This is a genomic window from Neisseria sicca (genome assembly GCF_003044565.1).
Lineage (GTDB): Bacteria > Pseudomonadota > Gammaproteobacteria > Burkholderiales > Neisseriaceae > Neisseria > Neisseria sicca_A.
Genome location: NZ_POXG01000002.1, coordinates 388,083 through 405,156 on the forward strand (window position 1 = coordinate 388,083; position 17,074 = coordinate 405,156).

The 17,074-nt window shown below is 46.1% G+C and carries 16 protein-coding genes and 2 pseudogenes; 10 read left to right on the forward strand and 8 right to left on the reverse strand.

Annotation, left to right across the window (positions count from 1 at the left end; all coding sequences use genetic code 11):
- Positions 1-23: 23 nt before the first annotated feature.
- Together DBZ16_RS06485 and DBZ16_RS06490 are read left to right on the forward strand one after the other, a co-directional pair.
- Complete coding sequence (locus DBZ16_RS06485) at positions 24-683, forward strand: MotA/TolQ/ExbB proton channel family protein (protein WP_107813378.1); 660 nt, start codon at positions 24-26, stop codon at positions 681-683.
- A gap of 3 nt (positions 684-686) precedes the next feature.
- The gene (locus tag DBZ16_RS06490) at positions 687-1,124 is read left to right on the forward strand and encodes an ExbD/TolR family protein (protein WP_107813379.1); all 438 of its coding nucleotides are present in this window, start codon (positions 687-689) and stop codon (positions 1,122-1,124) included.
- Between the two features lie 152 nt (positions 1,125-1,276).
- Here the strand turns inward: DBZ16_RS06490 and DBZ16_RS15780 are convergent.
- From DBZ16_RS15780 to DBZ16_RS06510, 5 genes and pseudogenes are all read right to left on the reverse strand, one after another.
- Positions 1,277-1,387 (reverse strand): annotated as a pseudogene (locus DBZ16_RS15780) (IS5/IS1182 family transposase); the annotation flags it as partial.
- A 404-nt stretch (positions 1,388-1,791) separates the two neighbouring features.
- Positions 1,792-2,577 carry a cytochrome c1 gene (locus DBZ16_RS06495; protein WP_205836780.1) on the reverse strand — a complete coding sequence of 262 codons (786 nt, stop codon included), beginning with the start codon at positions 2,575-2,577 and terminating at the stop codon, positions 1,792-1,794.
- A 14-nt stretch (positions 2,578-2,591) separates the two neighbouring features.
- A complete protein-coding gene (locus DBZ16_RS06500; protein WP_107813381.1) occupies positions 2,592-3,941 on the reverse strand; it encodes a cytochrome b in 1,350 nt (449 codons plus the stop codon).
- 18 nt (positions 3,942-3,959) lie between these two features.
- Positions 3,960-4,541: a ubiquinol-cytochrome c reductase iron-sulfur subunit gene (petA, locus tag DBZ16_RS06505; RefSeq protein WP_009310942.1), complete on the reverse strand. Its 582-nt coding sequence runs from the start codon at positions 4,539-4,541 to the stop codon at positions 3,960-3,962.
- 122 nt (positions 4,542-4,663) lie between these two features.
- The gene (locus tag DBZ16_RS06510; protein WP_107813382.1) at positions 4,664-5,413 is read right to left on the reverse strand and encodes a Nif3-like dinuclear metal center hexameric protein; all 750 of its coding nucleotides are present in this window, start codon (positions 5,411-5,413) and stop codon (positions 4,664-4,666) included.
- Between the two features lie 231 nt (positions 5,414-5,644).
- On the opposite strand from DBZ16_RS06510, the gene DBZ16_RS06515 reads away from it, so the two are divergent.
- Complete coding sequence (locus DBZ16_RS06515) at positions 5,645-6,583, forward strand: LysR family transcriptional regulator (protein ID WP_107813383.1); 939 nt, start codon at positions 5,645-5,647, stop codon at positions 6,581-6,583.
- A gap of 115 nt (positions 6,584-6,698) precedes the next feature.
- Here DBZ16_RS06515 and DBZ16_RS06520 read toward each other — a convergent pair whose 3' ends face one another.
- Positions 6,699-8,258, reverse strand: coding sequence for a TerC family protein (locus tag DBZ16_RS06520; RefSeq protein WP_107813384.1), 1,560 nt, complete (start codon positions 8,256-8,258; stop codon positions 6,699-6,701).
- Between the two features lie 237 nt (positions 8,259-8,495).
- Entirely contained in the window at positions 8,496-9,317 is an 822-nt protein-coding gene (locus DBZ16_RS06530; protein ID WP_107813386.1) for a fimb protein, read from the reverse strand.
- A 150-nt stretch (positions 9,318-9,467) separates the two neighbouring features.
- On the opposite strand from DBZ16_RS06530, the gene DBZ16_RS06535 reads away from it, so the two are divergent.
- From DBZ16_RS06535 to mscL, 3 genes are all read left to right on the forward strand, one after another.
- The gene (locus tag DBZ16_RS06535) at positions 9,468-10,907 is read left to right on the forward strand and encodes an MFS transporter (protein WP_107813387.1); all 1,440 of its coding nucleotides are present in this window, start codon (positions 9,468-9,470) and stop codon (positions 10,905-10,907) included.
- Between the two features lie 284 nt (positions 10,908-11,191).
- Positions 11,192-11,980: an enoyl-ACP reductase FabI gene (gene fabI / locus DBZ16_RS06540; protein WP_049225362.1), complete on the forward strand. Its 789-nt coding sequence runs from the start codon at positions 11,192-11,194 to the stop codon at positions 11,978-11,980.
- Between the two features lie 284 nt (positions 11,981-12,264).
- Positions 12,265-12,705, forward strand: coding sequence for a large conductance mechanosensitive channel protein MscL (gene mscL, locus DBZ16_RS06545; RefSeq protein WP_003766815.1), 441 nt, complete (start codon positions 12,265-12,267; stop codon positions 12,703-12,705).
- 157 nt (positions 12,706-12,862) lie between these two features.
- On the opposite strand, the pseudogene DBZ16_RS16710 reads toward mscL, so the two are convergent.
- Positions 12,863-13,091: pseudogene (locus tag DBZ16_RS16710) on the reverse strand (integrase core domain-containing protein); the annotation flags it as partial.
- 142 nt (positions 13,092-13,233) lie between these two features.
- Here DBZ16_RS16710 and DBZ16_RS06555 point away from each other — a divergent pair.
- The 4 genes from DBZ16_RS06555 to DBZ16_RS06570 are packed head-to-tail and all read left to right on the forward strand — an operon-like array spanning position 13,234 to position 17,074.
- Positions 13,234-14,166, forward strand: coding sequence for a nucleotidyltransferase domain-containing protein (locus DBZ16_RS06555; RefSeq protein WP_107813388.1), 933 nt, complete (start codon positions 13,234-13,236; stop codon positions 14,164-14,166).
- Between the two features lies 1 nt (position 14,167).
- Entirely contained in the window at positions 14,168-15,790 is a 1,623-nt protein-coding gene (locus tag DBZ16_RS06560) for a ThiF family adenylyltransferase (protein ID WP_107813389.1), read from the forward strand.
- Positions 15,790-16,251 (forward strand): Mov34/MPN/PAD-1 family protein, encoded by a 462-nt coding sequence (locus DBZ16_RS06565; protein WP_107813390.1) that lies wholly within the window; start codon positions 15,790-15,792, stop codon positions 16,249-16,251. The genes DBZ16_RS06560 and DBZ16_RS06565 overlap by 1 nt, the downstream gene beginning before the upstream one ends.
- Positions 16,244-17,074, forward strand: a complete 831-nt coding sequence (locus DBZ16_RS06570; RefSeq protein WP_107813391.1) for a DUF6602 domain-containing protein — start codon at positions 16,244-16,246, stop codon at positions 17,072-17,074. Before DBZ16_RS06565 ends, DBZ16_RS06570 begins: the two co-directional genes overlap by 8 nt.

The following is a 17,074-nucleotide window of genomic DNA, read 5'->3' on the forward strand; positions in this document are numbered from 1 at the left end:
TACTTGGAAAATTTGGAAAAATTATGGATTTAAAAACAATATTCGAATCAGGCGATTTTGTTCTGATCAGTGTATTCGTGTTGATGTTAGTAATGAGCATCGTGACCTGGTGTCTGATTATCCTGCGCTCCATCAAACTGAAAAAAGCCAAAACCGCAAACGCACTCGTTAAAACGCAAATGCTTAACGCCTTTACGCTTACCGAAGCTGTGCAAAAAGTGAAAGATATTGATGCGCCAATGAGCCGCGTAGCGGACGAATCCCTGCGTGCTTATCAGAACTATCGTCAAAGCAACGCAAAAACACTGACTACCGAGCTGCCTTTGAACGAATACCTCGTCATTCAAATCCGAAACAGCATGGAACAAAACATGCGTCAGTTTGATTACGGCATGACTGCTTTGGCATCCATCGGTTCAACTGCCCCGTTTATCGGCTTGTTCGGTACGGTTTGGGGGATTTACCACGCCTTAATCAATATCGGTCAAAGCGGTCAAATGAGTATCGCTGCGGTAGCCGGTCCGATTGGTGAAGCCTTGGTATCAACCGCTATCGGTTTGTTTGTCGCCATCCCTGCTGTCTTGGCGTACAACTTCCTCAACCGCGGCAAGAAAACCCTCTCTCAAGATATGGACGCTTTTGCACACGATCTGCACGTCCGTCTGCTGAATCAAAAGGACTAAATTATGGCATTCGGTTCAATGAATTCCGGCGATGATGCACCGATGTCGGACATCAACGTCACGCCTTTGGTCGATGTGATGCTGGTACTGTTGATCGTTTTCATGATCACCATGCCCGTACTGACCCACTCGATTCCTTTGGAACTGCCGTCTGCTTCCGAAAATGCAGCAAAGCAGAAGGAAAAGCAGCCTAAAGACCCGCTGCGTCTGACTATTGATGCCAACGGTAGCTACTACATTGATGGCGATTCTGCGACTAAAGCGGATATTAATGCGGTTATTTCCCGACTGAAAACAGAAAAGCAGAAAAACGCTAATACCATCATTGCCATTTCAGCAGATAAGACCGTTGAATACGAATACGTTAACAAAGCCCTCGAAGCCGCGCGTGAGGCAGGTATTACCAAAGTCGGTTTTGTAACCGAGACCAAAGCGCAATAATTACCAATAGCAAGCTAAAAGGTCGTCTGAAAAGCATTCCTACTTTTCAGACGACCTTTTTCATATTCTAGACATTGCCAAGATAGTACCTAAGTCATGACCAACTTTGGCATTCTCCCTTTTTCTTCAGTGAGTAAACGAACTGCGATTTTCATATATAGTGGATTAACTTTAAACCAGTACGATGTTGCCTCGCCTTGCCGTACTATCTGTACTGTCTGCGGCTTCGTCGCCTTGTCCTGATTTAAATTTAATCCACTATAAATTCGCCTGTCTGAACAACTCTCAAGCCTGCCCTACCCAACCTTTTCTATTGAGCAAATTTAAACATAAAGCTGGCATTGTTCCATTCAAGGACAAAAGGTCTTCTGAAATTTGTACGGCTTGCAGTCTGAACACTCTTAATAGTTAATAATAGTATTCAAGCAAGCGATTATAAATCTACCTCCCCCTCGCTTCCTTTATAACATAATCGCCAAACTGGATTAACACCCATCCCAAATAAAGCGATCAAATCAACTTGATAGAGGAACAAGCAATATACGCAGCATACACCCTCGATCAAACCATCTTTATTTCACTTCTCCATGAAAAAGGTCGTCTGAAACTGGATAAATGGTTAAGAAAGGGCAAACCCGATGAGGTTTGCCCTTTTTCATTACAAGACTTAGTGAACGTCTTTCCAATATTCTTTTTTCAGGAAGTATGCCAAAGGCAGCATCACTGCAAACAAGAACATCAACACGATATAACCGGTACGTTTGCGCTGAAGTTGCGCCGGTTCGCCCATGTAAACCAAATAGTTCACCAAATCGCGTACATAAGCATCGTACTCTGTTTGGATGACTTTACCGTTTGGTAAGCGACGGCTGTGTGCGCCGGTAGATTCCCAATAAAGCTTGGGTTTCAATTCGCCATGCTCATCTTTAACCATAACCGGTTGACCTTTAGCATCCAACTCAACCGCTTGAACGCCTTGTTGCTCCCACAATGGGTGCGGCATACCGACTTTATCGAATACGACGTTATTCCAGCCATTAGGACGGGTCGGATCTTTATAGAAGCCGCGCATATAGGCATACAGATAATCCGCGCCTTTAGAACGGGCAATCAGTGTCAGATCCGGCGGAGCCGCACCAAACCATTTGGCAGCATCTTTAGGATTCATCGCCGCCAGCATAACATCACCGACGTTGTCTGTCGTAAACATCAGGTTTTTCTTGATTTCTTCGTCAGTCAAACCGATGTCTTTCAGACGGTTGAAACGCATACCGCTTGCCGAGTGGCAGGATAAGCAGTAGTTGGTGAAAATTTGAGCACCGCGCTGCAAGCTGACTTGGTCGCGCAGGTCAATCTCGACTTTTTCGTAGTGTCCGCCACCGCTGGCGACGGCGGCACTCATAGGCACTGCCAGTAACAAGGCAGCAAACCAGTTTTTCAGGGTATGTTTCATTTTCGCTGCCCTCATCAGATATTAGTTGCAAACAGGTAAGCACCGATGACGGTAATACCGACATAAACAAAGAACATGATTTTTTGTTTAGTGGTGCTCATGGTTACACGTTCTGGAACCGGTTTGTTTGTATCCAGTTTGGTGTAGAACGGCATACCTAAGAAGAATGCAAAATAGACGACGGACAGAATGCGCGCAACCAAGGTACGGGTATCATTTGCTACTAACGCACCCAAGATACCCAGGCCGATGAAGGAAATGATGAACAAAACCAATGCAATTTTGAAAATCGGACCACGGTAGCGGACGGATTTCACCTCACCTTTATCCAACCAAGGCAACAGGGCAATCAGGACAACTGCCGCACCCATACCGATTACACCCCAAACCTGAGTACCGAGGAATGAAGGAATCGCACGCAAAATAGCGTAGAACGGGGTAAAGTACCATACTGGCGCAATGTGTGGCGGTGTTTTCAGCGCGTTTGCCGCGTCAAAGTTCGGGGCTTCAAGGAAGTAGCCACCGCCCTCAGGAGCGAAGAACAATACGGAGCAGAAAACAATCAGGAATACGACAACGCCCAAGATGTCTTTGACGGTGTAGTACGGATGGAAAGGAATGCCGTCGAGCGGAACGCCGTTTTCATCTTTGAGTTTCTTGATTTCCACGCCGTCAGGGTTGTTCGAGCCGACTTCGTGCAAGGCGATGATGTGCGCCACGACCAAACCGAGCAACACTATCGGCACGGCGATAACGTGCAGGGCGAAGAAGCGGTTCAGGGTAACGTCGGAAACGTTGAAGTCGCCGCGGATCCAAGTAGACAAGTCAGGACCGATGACAGGGATGGCGGAGAACAGGTTAATAATCACCTGCGCGCCCCAGAAGGACATTTGTCCCCAAGGCAGCAGGTAGCCCATAAAGGCTTCAGCCATCAATGCCAAGAAAATCAGGGAACCGAAAATCCACACCAATTCGCGCGGTTTTTTGTACGAACCGTAAATCAAGCCGCGGAACATGTGCAGATACACGACGATGAAGAAGAAAGATGCGCCGGTGGAGTGCATGTAGCGGATAATCCAGCCGCCGGACACGTCGCGCATGATGTACTCTACTGCAGTAAAGGCAGCAGGCAGGTGATAGGCATTCAGGTTGCCGTCCGGTTTGTAGTTCATGGTCAGGAAGATACCGCTGACGATTTGAATTACGAGGACGAGCAGAGCCAAAGAGCCGAAGTAGTACCAGAAGTTAAAGTTCTTCGGCGCGTAGTATTGAGCCAAATGCTCATTCCACATTTTAGACAGAGGGAAACGAGCGTCCGTCCAGTCTAACAATGCTTTTGCTTTGTTATTGGTTTGGTTTGCCATAATTATCGTTCCTTATTTTTAGTCTTCGCCTACCAAGACTGTCGTATCGCTCAGATATTTGTAGGGCGGAACAACCAGGTTGGTCGGTGCAGGAACACCTTTATACACGCGGCCTGCCATGTCGAATTTCGAGCCGTGGCAAGGGCAGAAGAAGCCACCTTTCCAGTCTGCACCCAAATCTGCAGGGGCAACGTCGGGACGGTAGGTCGGCGAACAGCCCAAGTGGGTGCAGATACCGATGGCTACAAGGATGTTCGGTTTAATCGAACGGGTCTCGTTTTTACAGTTTTCGGGCTGATGATCCACATCCGAATTAGGGTCGGCAACCGCGCCGTTCAAACTTTTCAGGTCTTTGAGCTGCTGATCTGTGCGGTTAACCACCCAAATCGGCTTACCTTGCCATTCGGCAGTCAACATTTGTCCGGATTCGATTTTACTGACATCGATTTCGACGGCAGCACCTGCGGCCTTGGCTTTTTCCGATGGGAAAAAGCTTGCCACGAAAGGCGTAGCTACGCCCAAAGCCGCCACACCGCCCGCGCCGCATGTAGCCAGCGTCAGAAAGCGGCGGCGACCGCTATTGATTTCTTGATTATCCATTATTCAGTCGTCCTAAAATTTTGGGAATACCGAGCCATTAAACGATGTAATTCTACCTAGTTTGCCGTGATACTCAAAGCATTATTTAAATTAAGGTAAATTTTCATGACGATTATCAAGACTTAGGCGGGATTATCTTCGTCGAAATGACAGATTTCCAACTCGAAATGCCGGGCTACCGCTTCGCCCAAAGCACGGACGCCGTAACGTTCCGTCGCATGGTGTCCCGCGCTGACAAACGCAACGCCTGTTTCATTGGCAAGGTGAAACTGCGCTTCCGAGATTTCACCAGTCAGATAAGCATCGACACCTTCGTCTATGGTCGTCTGAAAAAATCCCTGCGCACCGCCCGTACACCATGCAATGCGTTTGATTTCGCGCGACATATCGCCGACGGCTACGGGCTGCCGCCCCAGCGTTGCAGCAATGTGTTGCAACCATTCAGCCAAAGTCTGCGGCGTTTTCAGACGACCTATATTCAAAAGGTTCTGTTCGCCGAACTGCCTTTCGACCTCCCAGCCCAACTTCTCGGCAAGCTGCGCGTTGTTGCCCAAGACAGGGTGCGCATCCAGCGGCAAGTGGTAGCCCACCATATTGATTTGGTGTTGCAATAATGTTTCGATGCGCGCTTTTTTCCAGCCCGTAATCGTTACCGGCTCGCTTTTCCAAAACATTCCGTGATGCACCAAAAGCATATCCACACCCTGCTCCGCAGCAAAATCGACCGCCGCCTTACTTGCCGTTACCGATGTCGCTATTTTGCCAACCTCCGCCCTGCCCTCGACCTGCAAACCGTTGGGCGCATAGTCTTTGAACATTCCGACCTGCAACACCTCGTCGCACCACGCCAAAATATCGTTGCGTTTCGCCATATCATTCCTTTCAACACATAGCGGATTGAATTTCATAAAACAAGACGAAGCAACGCCATCCCTGTTTCAAATCAATTCACCGCATTCATACAAAATCAGACACACATTCTAACCGCAAACCATGATGCGCCCCAATCCCCATACCGTTCGACACGCGCCCTCATTTACACCCCAGCATGAAATATTTTAATATTGCCCGTCTCAAAAGGTCGTCTGAAAGCGTAAAAACCAATGGATTCCATCATCGAACTGCGTCATCTCAAAACCCTGCTGGCACTCGAAGAAACCGGCAGCGTATCCCTTGCCGCCAAGCGCGTCTTCCTGACCCAATCCGCCCTTTCGCACCAAATCCGCGCGCTTGAAAACTATTACGACACCCCCCTGTTCGAGCGCAAATCCACACCCTTGCGCTTCACGCCCGCCGGCGAACGCCTGTTGCGGCTCGCACGCGAACTCCTCCCGCAAGTTTCCGCCGCCGAGCGCGACCTCGCCCGCATCATCGAAGGCGAAGCAGGCGAATTGCGCCTGGCAGTCGAATGCCACACCTGTTTCGACTGGCTCATGCCCGCGATGGGCGAATTCCGCCCCATGTGGCCGCAAGTCGAATTGGACATCGTTTCCGGCTTTCAGGCAGACCCCGTCGGACTCCTGCTGCAACACCGCGCCGATCTCGCCATCGTATCCGAAGCCGAAAAACAAAACGGCATCAGCTTCCGCCCCCTGTTTGCCTACGAAATGGTCGGCATCTGCGCCCAAGACCACCCGCTTGCCGCCAAAACCGTTTGGGAGGCAGAAGACTTCATCGGCGAAACCCTTATCACCTATCCCGTTCCCGACGAAATGCTCGACCTGCCCAAAAAAATATTGTTGCCCAAAGGCATCAACCCACCGCGCCGCCGCAGCGAGCTGACCATCGCCATCATCCAACTCGTCGCCAGCAAACGCGGCATTGCCGCCCTGCCCTACTGGACCGTCATGCCCTATCTCGAAAAAGGCTACGTCGTCCACCGCCAAATCACCGCCAACGGCCTGCAAAGCGAACTCTACGCCGCCACGCGCACCGAAGACTCAGACAAAAGCTATCTCGACAACTTCTGCCAAATCGTCCGCGAACGCAGCTTCGCCGACCTCCCCGGCTTAAGCGAACTGACAATACCCGGACAGGATTGATGTTTTCTTGAAACAGGGGGTCGCGACACTCACGCACTTCGATTTCAATATCAAAAGGTCGTCTGAAAACCCAAATCTCAGGTTTTCAGACGACCTTTTTACTTCCTATCCCGATTTAACCTTCTTCAGGCAGTTTGGTAATTTTCACCCGCTCAATGCGCTGACCGTCTTTTTCAACGACTTGGAAACGCCAGCCGTGGAAGTCGGCAAAATCGCCGACATCTGGAATGCTTTGCAGCTCTTCCATAATCAGTCCGGCGACGGTGTGGAAGTCGGCATCTTCTTCTTGCGGCGGGAGGTTCAGTTGTGGGGCGAGGTCGACGTATTCAAACGAACCGTCCACGGTCAGGCTTTCATCGGCATTTTCTTGAACGGCGGGTTCTTCTTGGCGTTCAAACTCTTCGGGGAATTCGCCGGCGATGGTTTCCAGCAGGTCTTTCATGGTAACCATGCCCAAAACCGCGCCGAATTCATCGACCACCAAAGCATAATCCGCGCTGCTTTGGCGGAACAATTCAATCGCGCCCAACGCGGTCGTACTGTCCGGCAGGACTAGCGGCTGACGCAGGACGGCTTGGATATTGAGTTCGCCGGTTTCGAGCAGTTGGGCGAGCAGGTCTTTTTTGTTGATGTAGCCCAACGGTTCATCCACACCGGCTTTACCGACGACGAGCAGGCGGCTGTACGGAGTATTTTGCAGTTGGGCGTGTTGCTCTTCGCGGCTTTGGGAGATGTCCAAACGCTCAATGTCGCGACGGGGAATCATGACGCCGAGGATGGGGCGTTCGGCAAGCGTCAGGACGCTGCGTATCATGGATTTTTCGTTTTCCTCAAAATGCCCGTCGTCCTCCGCTTCGTCGCCTGCTTTGGCAAGCACGCTTTCGCGTATGCCCATCATGCCCAAGACGTTCTCAGCGGTGCGCTTGCGCCACGAGCTGCTGATATAGTCGTTTTTGCGGCTGTTGCGTTGCGAAACTTGATTGAACACTTCAATCAGGATGGAGAAGCCGATAGCGGCGTAGAGGTAACCTTTCGGGATGTGGAAATGGAAGGCTTCGGCGATGAGGCTGAAACCGATCATCAACAGGAAACCCAAACAGAGCATGACGACGGTAGGATGTCTGTCCACAAACTCCGTCAGCGGTTTACTGGCGGAAATCATGACGGTCATGGCAACAGCAACCGCGCCCATGGCGACGACGATGTGATCGACCATGGCAACGGCCGTGATAACCGAATCGATGGAAAATACTGCGTCAAGAATCAGGATTTGGGCAACCACGCTCCAAAACCGCGCGTGTTTCTTCTGGCTGTCGGCAACGGCAAACTGGTTATGCCCTTCGAGGCGTTCGTGCAGCTCGGTGGTGGCTTTGTAGAGTAGGAAGATACCGCCCGCGAGCATAATCATGTCTTTGCCGGAAACGTCCAACCCGCTGATGTGGAACAGCGGGCGCGTCAGGGTCATGATGTGTGCCATGAAGCCGAGCATGATGATGCGGATAACGACCGCAAGCCCCAAACCGGTAATACGCGCGCGGTCGCGTTGGGCGGGTTTGACTTTGTTCGCCAAAATAGCAACGAAGACGAGGTTGTCTATCCCCAAGACAACTTCGAGTACCAGAAGCGTGGCAAAGCCTATCCAAGTATGCGGCTCTGCCAACCAACTGAAATCCATGATTTTTTTATTCCTTTGTGTTCAAACGCGAAAAGGCAGCCTGAAACGCTCAAGCTGCCTGATTCATATCGATACGCACAAAAAACGGCGGGCGGTCATGCTGCTCTGCTCTGGGTCTTTCATGTGTGCGTATGTCTCAAGTAAAAGTAATGTAAATAGTTTAACAGTTTGGAAGACGGATGGCAAAAGGTCGTCTGAAAACTGGAATTTGCGTTTTCAGACGACCTGCCAAACCGCTTAAATAACCTGCTCTTTAGTTTTGGTCTCTGCGGCTTTATTCGTCATAAAACCGTCTATCGGCGCATAACCTACGAAATCGGCGTTTTCATCCATGATGACTACCCAGTCTTTTGTACGGCTACTGGTCAGAGGCAGGAAGAACAAAGGTTTGCCGGACGAAGATACTTTGGCCGATTTGATGATGTCCGCTTCAGACATATTGCGCGCGGCAGCCAGTTCTGCCAACGGCTTCATCACGCGGCGGATTTTTTCGCGTTCAGCAGGACCGTCGGGCAGCCACCAATTCGGGCGCATACTCGGCTCGATACCCGTCAGCGACAAGCTCAGGCTTTCATTGCCTTCATCGACATTGGCAGCCTCGCGTACGCCTACCCGCTCTATACCGAACCAAGGCAGGGTTTTGAAGCCATCTTTGGCTTTTGCCAAATCCGCCTTATCGATTTCGGCAGCAGTCACAATATTGATACGGTCACGCTCAAAAGCGGCGGCGACAGGACGGGCAAGGGATACGCTGTACAAGCCGTAAATCAAAGCGGCAAGCTGAATGGCGCCGATTAAGGAAAAATCGACCACGCGCTCACGCATTTTTTTCTTGGGGCTGGCAAGAATCAGGGTCAACAGCGGACCGCACACGATATCCACCGATACGACCAACTTATACAAATCCAAACCGCCGGTCAGTTCGGCATAGGGAAAGGGATACCAGACTTCAAAAACAAGCAGCGCCGCCAAGCCCGCCAAAACCAGACTGACAAGCAGATGCAGCGAGGCGCTTTTCACGGCGAAACGCCATCGCGAAACATGTTGAGTATTTTCCATAATGTTTGTCCGTAACGTAATTATTTGAAATATGATTTTTTGAAGACGTCATTATATCGGAATATAAAAGTTTTGCGGAAAACCAAATAAACATTTTTTTACATATCCCATGTTAAAATCCGCATTCCTCAAATATTTCAATATGATGTTATGCACGCTTCCGATATTGACACAGACGATGCGGCTCACGAATACCACGCCGACAATCCCGATTTCCCTGCCAAAACCGTTGTGGCGACGCTGTTTATCGGCGCGTTTTTCGGCTATCTCAACGACACGCTTTTAAATGTCGCGCTCACGCCGATTATGAAGGACTTCGGGGTCGATAAGACCACCGTCCAATGGCTGACGACGGGCTTTTTGCTGGTGATGGGTGCGTTCACGCCGATTACGGCGGGCGTGATTCAATGGTTTGAAACGCGCAAGATGGTGTTGTTTACGCAGGCGACGTTTCTGGCGGGTTCGCTGATTTGCGCGTTTGCACCGACTTTCGGGATTCTGGTCGCGGGGCGGATGGTGCAGGCGGTGTCCGCCGCGTTTTTCGTGCCGCTCCTGTTTAACGGCGTTTTGTCGATTTACCCGCCGAACAAACGCGGAACAGCAATGGGCGTGATTACCATGATGTTCACCGCCGCGCCCGCGATAGGACCGACGCTGTCGGGCATCATCATCGACCACACGCATTGGCGCGTGCTGTTCGGATTTACCGCGCCGTTTATGTTGGCGGCGATGGCATTGGTGGGCAAGTATCTGACGGTTAATTTGAGCACCATCAGCCGTCCGAAGATTGATATTTTGTCTGCCGTACTGTCGATTGCGGGCTTGGGCGGGCTGGTGTATGCGAGCAGTAATTTCGCTAGTCTGCCGCTGGCGGAATTTATCCTGCTGTTTGCCGCCTCCGTCGCGCTGGTGGGCTGGTTTGCATACCGCCAGTCCCGCTTGGCGACGCCGCTGCTGAACCTTCGGGCGTTTGAGTATAAACAGTTCCGCCACTGCGTCGTGATTCTGGCGGGCGCGGTGTTCCTGTTTTTGGGTTTGGAACTGATGATGCCGATGTACACACAGCAGGTGCTGATGCTGACAGGCACGGCGACGGGGCTGATTCTGATGCCCGCGAGCATCGCCCAAGCGGTTGCCGCGCCTTTGTTCGGCAAACTGCTGGACAAAAAGGGCGGACGGTTTGTCGTGTTGCCCGCCACGGTGATGCTGACGGTGTCGCTGGCGGTGTTATGGCTGTTTTTGCGGATTGACACGCAAGTCATGATGCTGACCGCCATGTTCACGCTGATGGCGGTGTCCGTGTCCGCCTGCGTAACAGGCGAAACCCACGGCTTGAACGCGCTGCCGAAAAAACTCAACCCCCACGGTGCGGCGATTCTGACCACCATCAACCCGATTGCCGGCGCGGTCGGTGCGGCATTTTTCGTCGGCGCGACCAATATCGGTGAGAAACTGTCCTCCGCCGCCTCGCCGCAACAAGCCATGCTCGACGGCATCCATCTGGCGATGGGCAGCGCGCTGGTATTGGGCGCGGTGATGGTGTTTTTCGCCATGCGCCTGAAACATCACGAACCGGACAAACAAGTTTGAACATAAGGTACTAAACGGGCATTTGAAAGAAGCCGCAAACAGCGCAAAGAGGTCGTCTGAAAAAATGCAAAAAACGTCAGGACGACAGGTTATAGTGGATTAACTTTAAACCAGTACAGCGTTGCCTCGCCTTGCCGTACTATTTGTACTGTCTGCGGCTTCGTCGCCTTGTCCTGATTTAAATTTAATCCACTATATCTCTTGTTTTCTATACCGAAACCGCCCCAGTTTGCTATAATGCCCAGTTTCATCAAACCGCAATACCACACTTTAAAGGACAAAAAATGGGTTTTCTGCAAGGTAAAAAAATCCTGATCACCGGCATGATTTCCGAGCGTTCCATCGCTTACGGCATTGCCAAAGCCTGCCGCGAACAAGGCGCGGATTTGGCGTTTACCTACGTTGTTGACAAACTGGAAGAGCGCGTCCGCAAAATGGCCGCCGAATTGGGTTCCGAACTCGTGTTCCGCTGCGACGTTGCCAGCGACGACGAAATCAACCAAGTTTTCGTTGACTTGGGTAAACATTGGGACGGCCTCGACGGTTTGGTGCACGCCATCGCGTTTGCCCCGAAAGAAGCCTTGAGCGGCGACTTCCTCGACAGTATCAGCCGCGAAGCGTTTAACACCGCACACGAAATTTCCGCATACAGCCTGCCCGCATTGGCAAAAGCCGCCCGTCCGATGATGCGCGGCAGAAACTCCGCCATCGTCGCCCTGAGCTACTTGGGTGCGGTTCGTGCGATTCCCAACTACAACGTCATGGGCATGGCAAAAGCCAGCCTCGAAGCAGGCATCCGCTTTACCGCCGCCTGCTTGGGCAAAGAAGGCATCCGTTGCAACGGCATTTCCGCCGGTCCGATCAAAACCCTCGCTGCCTCCGGCATTGCCGATCTCAGCAAACTCTTGGGGCACGTCGCTTCCCACAACCCGCTCGGCCGCAACGTAACCATCGACGAAGTCGGCAACACTGCCGCCTTCCTGCTCTCCGAACTCTCTTCAGGCATTACCGGCGAAATCACTTACGTTGACGGCGGTTACAGCATCAACGCCCTGAACGACGAAGAGGCGTAATGATTTGTAATATTTTGTAGAAAAGACAACTTATTACACAAAAAACCGTCTGAATAAGTGGTGTAAAAAAGGTACACCGGCTATTTCAGGCGGTTCTTTTTTCGTATAAAAGGCGGCATATTTCGGGAATTTTGTCATAAAAACAAATTTTAACTTTTATGAATTTTATTTAACGAATAAAACGATACTATGCCTGCCGGTTTGGAAAAGCCCGTCCGTCACTTCGGACGCACTTTTTTTATAAATTTCACTTTCATTATCCACAAACATACAGGAGGACATTTATGTCTATTGCTTCAGAATTTAAACAGTTTATTATGCGCGGCAACGTTATCGACTTGGCAGTCGGTATGGTCGTCGGTACTGCGTTCAGCGGCATCGTTAAATCTTTGGTTGACGACGTAATCATGCCCCCTATCGGTCTGTTGATCGGCGGCGTTGACTTCTCCAACCTGTTCATCACCCTGAAAAACGGTGCGCAAGCACCCGCAGAAGGCTATGCCAACTTGGCAGCCGCTCAAGCAGCCGGTGCTGTTACCCTGAACCTCGGTCTGTTCATCAACTCCGTTATCAGCTTCCTGATCATTGCTGCTGCGATTTTTGCTGTTATCAAAGCATTGAACTCCATGAAAAAAGCCGAAGCGCCTGTTGAAGAAGCACCTGCAGAGCCTAGCGAAGAAGTATTGCTGTTGCGCGAAATCCGCGACTCTCTGAACAAAAAATAATCTTTTGAAGATTTGAAATAAAAGGTCGTCTGAAACCGAATATGCCGTTTCAGACGACCTTTTTTGTATCCATTTGCTTTCTGAGACCTTTGCAAAATTCCCTAGAATCCCATAAATTCCCATCAAGATATTTATGTGTAAGAAATCACCTCGTTGTTTACACAATAGTTTGAGAAAAATAAGCCTGTAAAACCTCAAAAGGTGTATCACCTTTCAAGTCTTATGCGGCTTCACCTTATTATAAAAATTCACAAAGTGGCACAACTCCTTTTGCCGGTGTTCAAAATCCCTAAACAGAAAATATTATGTCATATTTCTATCAAGGTGCGATTCACACATTCCGTCTTGCCGTTGGTCTGTGACCGGGCAATGCGAGTAAACTTTGACCGATGTTGCCCCTTCCTACAGGGTAGAAATCTCCTAAGGCTTGAAATCCCATAGGCACGATCCAATATAGCAAAAACAAAACTATTCTGAGTGCATCATAACCCCATCCGTTATGTACTAAAAAATTTATGGAGATTGACTATGGCTGACTACAAAAGCGATTACTTAAATTCTGTTCTGGAAAGTTACAGGATGAAACATATTAAAGAGCTAATCAATACATATCGCACCAAACGAAATGAAATTAAGCTATTTCTAAATAAACAATACGGCAGTCACATTTATGAGCCATTTAATTCAGGTTCATATAAAAAGCACACAGCTATCAATACCAAATTTGATTTGGATTTGGTCGTACCATTTAAACGCAATGCTTTTTCAACATTAGAAGACATGTTTGAAGATGTTTTTGAAAAATTAACTGAAAAATATCAGCATGAAACGACCATTAAAAAACAAGGTGTTTCGATTGGTTTGACTTTTAATGAAGAAGATGAAATTAATATTGATGTTGTCCCTGCAAGAGAGACAAGTCAAGATTCATTTCCATTAGAAAAAAACTTAAATTTACATAAAACACAAAGTGATGGATATCTTAAAACCAATATTCATGCTCAAATTGAACACATTAAAGCCAAAGAAAATGAAAGAAAAGTTATTCGCTTGCTAAAAATATGGAAAGCTTGCCATCAATACAAGTACAAGTCTTTTTTTATTGAACTGCTGGTGATTAAAGCTTATGCAGAATCATCTCCGCAGGATAATCTATGGGAGCACTTTAAAACTGTTTTAAATTATATCATTGATAATCTTCAGAGCGAAACTTTTACGCTCAAAGACCCTGGGAACAGCAATAATGATTTGGCATTATCATTAGATAATACAAAAAAAGCCATTCTAGTTTCTCAACTAAAATCCATGTTGCAACAAATTGAATCAAATGAGAAGCAAATAGAGTTTTATCTACCATTAAATAAAAAATTTGCTGAAGATAATAACGATGGGAATAAGGCTTATGGCCTTAAAAGTTCGGTATTAGTTTCAACACCTCCAATTTCACAAAGATTTGGTTGATATGAAATTTTCTCAAATTGAATTAGAGCAAACCATTCAATCTATTCAATATATTCAAAATTTATCTGCTCTTTCATTTTCGCAAGAGCAGGTAAGTTTTGATATTACTTTTGATTTTGAAGAATTAGACAACTCAATTGATTTTCATGTCATTATCTACCAAGCCTACCCATTAAAAATTAGCGATAGTGAATCCATTCGCTTTTATCTAAAAAATGATGAATATAAAAAATTCAGCCATGTGATGGCTGATAATGCTATTTGCTTTCATAATCAGCATTGCGTTATTTTTGAGAAGAAATTACAGCAAGATTTCCAGGCAATCAAAAAATGGATTGTTCAATATATTATTCATCAAGAAAAAGATGAGCATTATGAGCATCTAATTACTCCAAATCATAGCTATAATGGAGCATATTTTTCCTTTCAGTTTACTGATGTTGATAAATCATTTTCTCAAAATGAGATTGGCATTGTTACTAATACTTACTTAACAAAATCAAAATATCAAGATAAGGATATGCACAATTATTTAGTGCAGTCCTTTACACATAATATTACTAATAAAAATTGCCAATGGTCATCGTTTTACTCAGGCAAGGAAAACGACTTATTAGGAATTTATATCTTTATTGAAGATAAACCCTCAATTTATGACAGATTTTCATTTTCAAGCTGGCAAGAATTCAAATCCTTATTTAACCAAGAGATGTTAAGTGAGATTTGGAGAATTACTCTTACCATTCAACAAGAGCATATACCTATTTTTATTGGATATAATACAAAAAATCAGAACATTCACTGGCAAGTTGCAATGATTGATTTGAAAGACCAATTTTTCAAAAATACGCAAGGAATATATGAACTTTGCGATAAGCAAATAAACTGGGTTATTTCAAAAAATTCATCCTATCATTATTTTTTTGGAAGAGGTGCGTTTCATCCAAATCTAACCTATAAAAAAGTGCTTATTATTGGATTGGGCGCAATTGGAAGTCAAGTTGCAAGGACGCTCGTGCGCGGAGGTTGCACAAATATTACGATTGCTGATTATGATATTAAAGAACCAGAGAATATTTGTCGGTCGGAATATAATTTTATACCGCCTTATGAAAATAAAGCAGATGAATTGGCAAGTATTTTGTGGAGTATTTCTCCTTTTGTTGAGTTGAATCCCATTCGTAATTTGGTGACGGAATATATTAAATTTGATCTTGCATCAGAATGTCTTAATTTTTTATCAGAGCAATTTTCAGAATTTGATTATATTTTTGATTGTTCTACCGATGATGATTTAATGTATCTTACAGATAAGTTAGATTTAACCAGTACTATATTTAATTTATCCATAACCAATCACGCAAAAGTATTAGTGTGTGGTATTTCACCCAATCATTACCGATTTATTAGGCATCAATTTGATACAATTTTAGAGAATGATGCTTTAGATTTATATAATCCTATTGGTTGTTGGAATCCAACTTTTAAAGCATCTTATAATGATATTGCCATTATGGTTCAGTTATCATTAAGAACAATTAACCTAATGATTCAAGAGAATAATTATCAAAATTTTACTATTCAATATGATGATAATCTCAATTTAAAGGTTGAGAGGTTTTAATGATTGTTAAAAAATATAAAAACCTTCAATTATGTTTTAAACGTCAACTCATTGAAAAAATGACAAAAATAGCAATTCATCATTATCCAAATGAATATGGTGGGTTTCTTTTAGGTTGTTACGCTGATGATTTTACTAGATTGTATATTAAAGATTTTTTATTAGTTGATAAATATACCAGCTCATCTGTGGAATTTAGGCGTGAATTAAATTCAAAAATTCATAATTTTGAAAATATATTCCAAGAAACTGGATTATATTATATAGGTGAATGGCATAGTCATCCCAATGCATCAGCGTGGTATAGTTTGACAGATTTACAAGCAATGAATGATATTGTTTCTTGCGATACAGTTCAACTCTATAATCCAGTGCTGCTTATTTTGAGTATTTCTAGCAATAAATTATTAGATTTTAATTTCTTTATTTTTGATCAAGGTAGGTTGGTTGTTTATGAGTAATGTTGATTTATCAGCCTTGTTTCGTGGCATGCAAGGGCAAATGCAAAGCCAATTAAATACTAATCGTGAATTTATTCATCATCCGGGGTCAAAAGGCGATGCCTTAGAAAATGCTTGGATTGAATGGTTGCAAAATTATTTGCCAAATCGTTATAGTGTAGATAAGGCAATTGTTATTGATTATCAGGGAAATACCAGTGATCAAATCGATGTTGTTATTTACGATAATTGGTTTACGCCATTTATTTTTAATCAAAATGGCTTTAAATACATTCCAGCCGAAGGGGTTTACGCTGTGTTTGAAGTCAAACCTGATATTCGGGGAAATGTAGGTGATATTAATTACATTAAGTATGCAGGTCAAAAAATTGCCAGTGTCAGAAGATTAGACCGCACATCAACATCTATGATTAATTCTGGGCAAAAACTACCTGCCCGCCCACTAACAAAAATCATTGGTGGGATTTTAACCACCACTAATTCTTTCACGCACAGTAATAATGCTACCATTAAGAATCATATCAGATCTTTAACTGATTTAGAGGGAATTGATTTGGGCTGTATTGTGGACTATGGTAGTTTCTTTGTGCAATATCAAGGGGAAGAAGATACCAATGAGACAGCGGATTTTAGCAAACGAATCTGTGATTATTATCACAATCGAACTTTTCAATCATTGGTATTTAGTCAGCCTGAAAATTCATTAATCACTTTCTTTATGCAGTTAACCCGTTATTTGCAACAAGCAATCGGAACAGTGCCTGCGATTGATTTACAGGCATATATGAATACGATTGGGGAAGAAATTGATAGTGAAATTTAG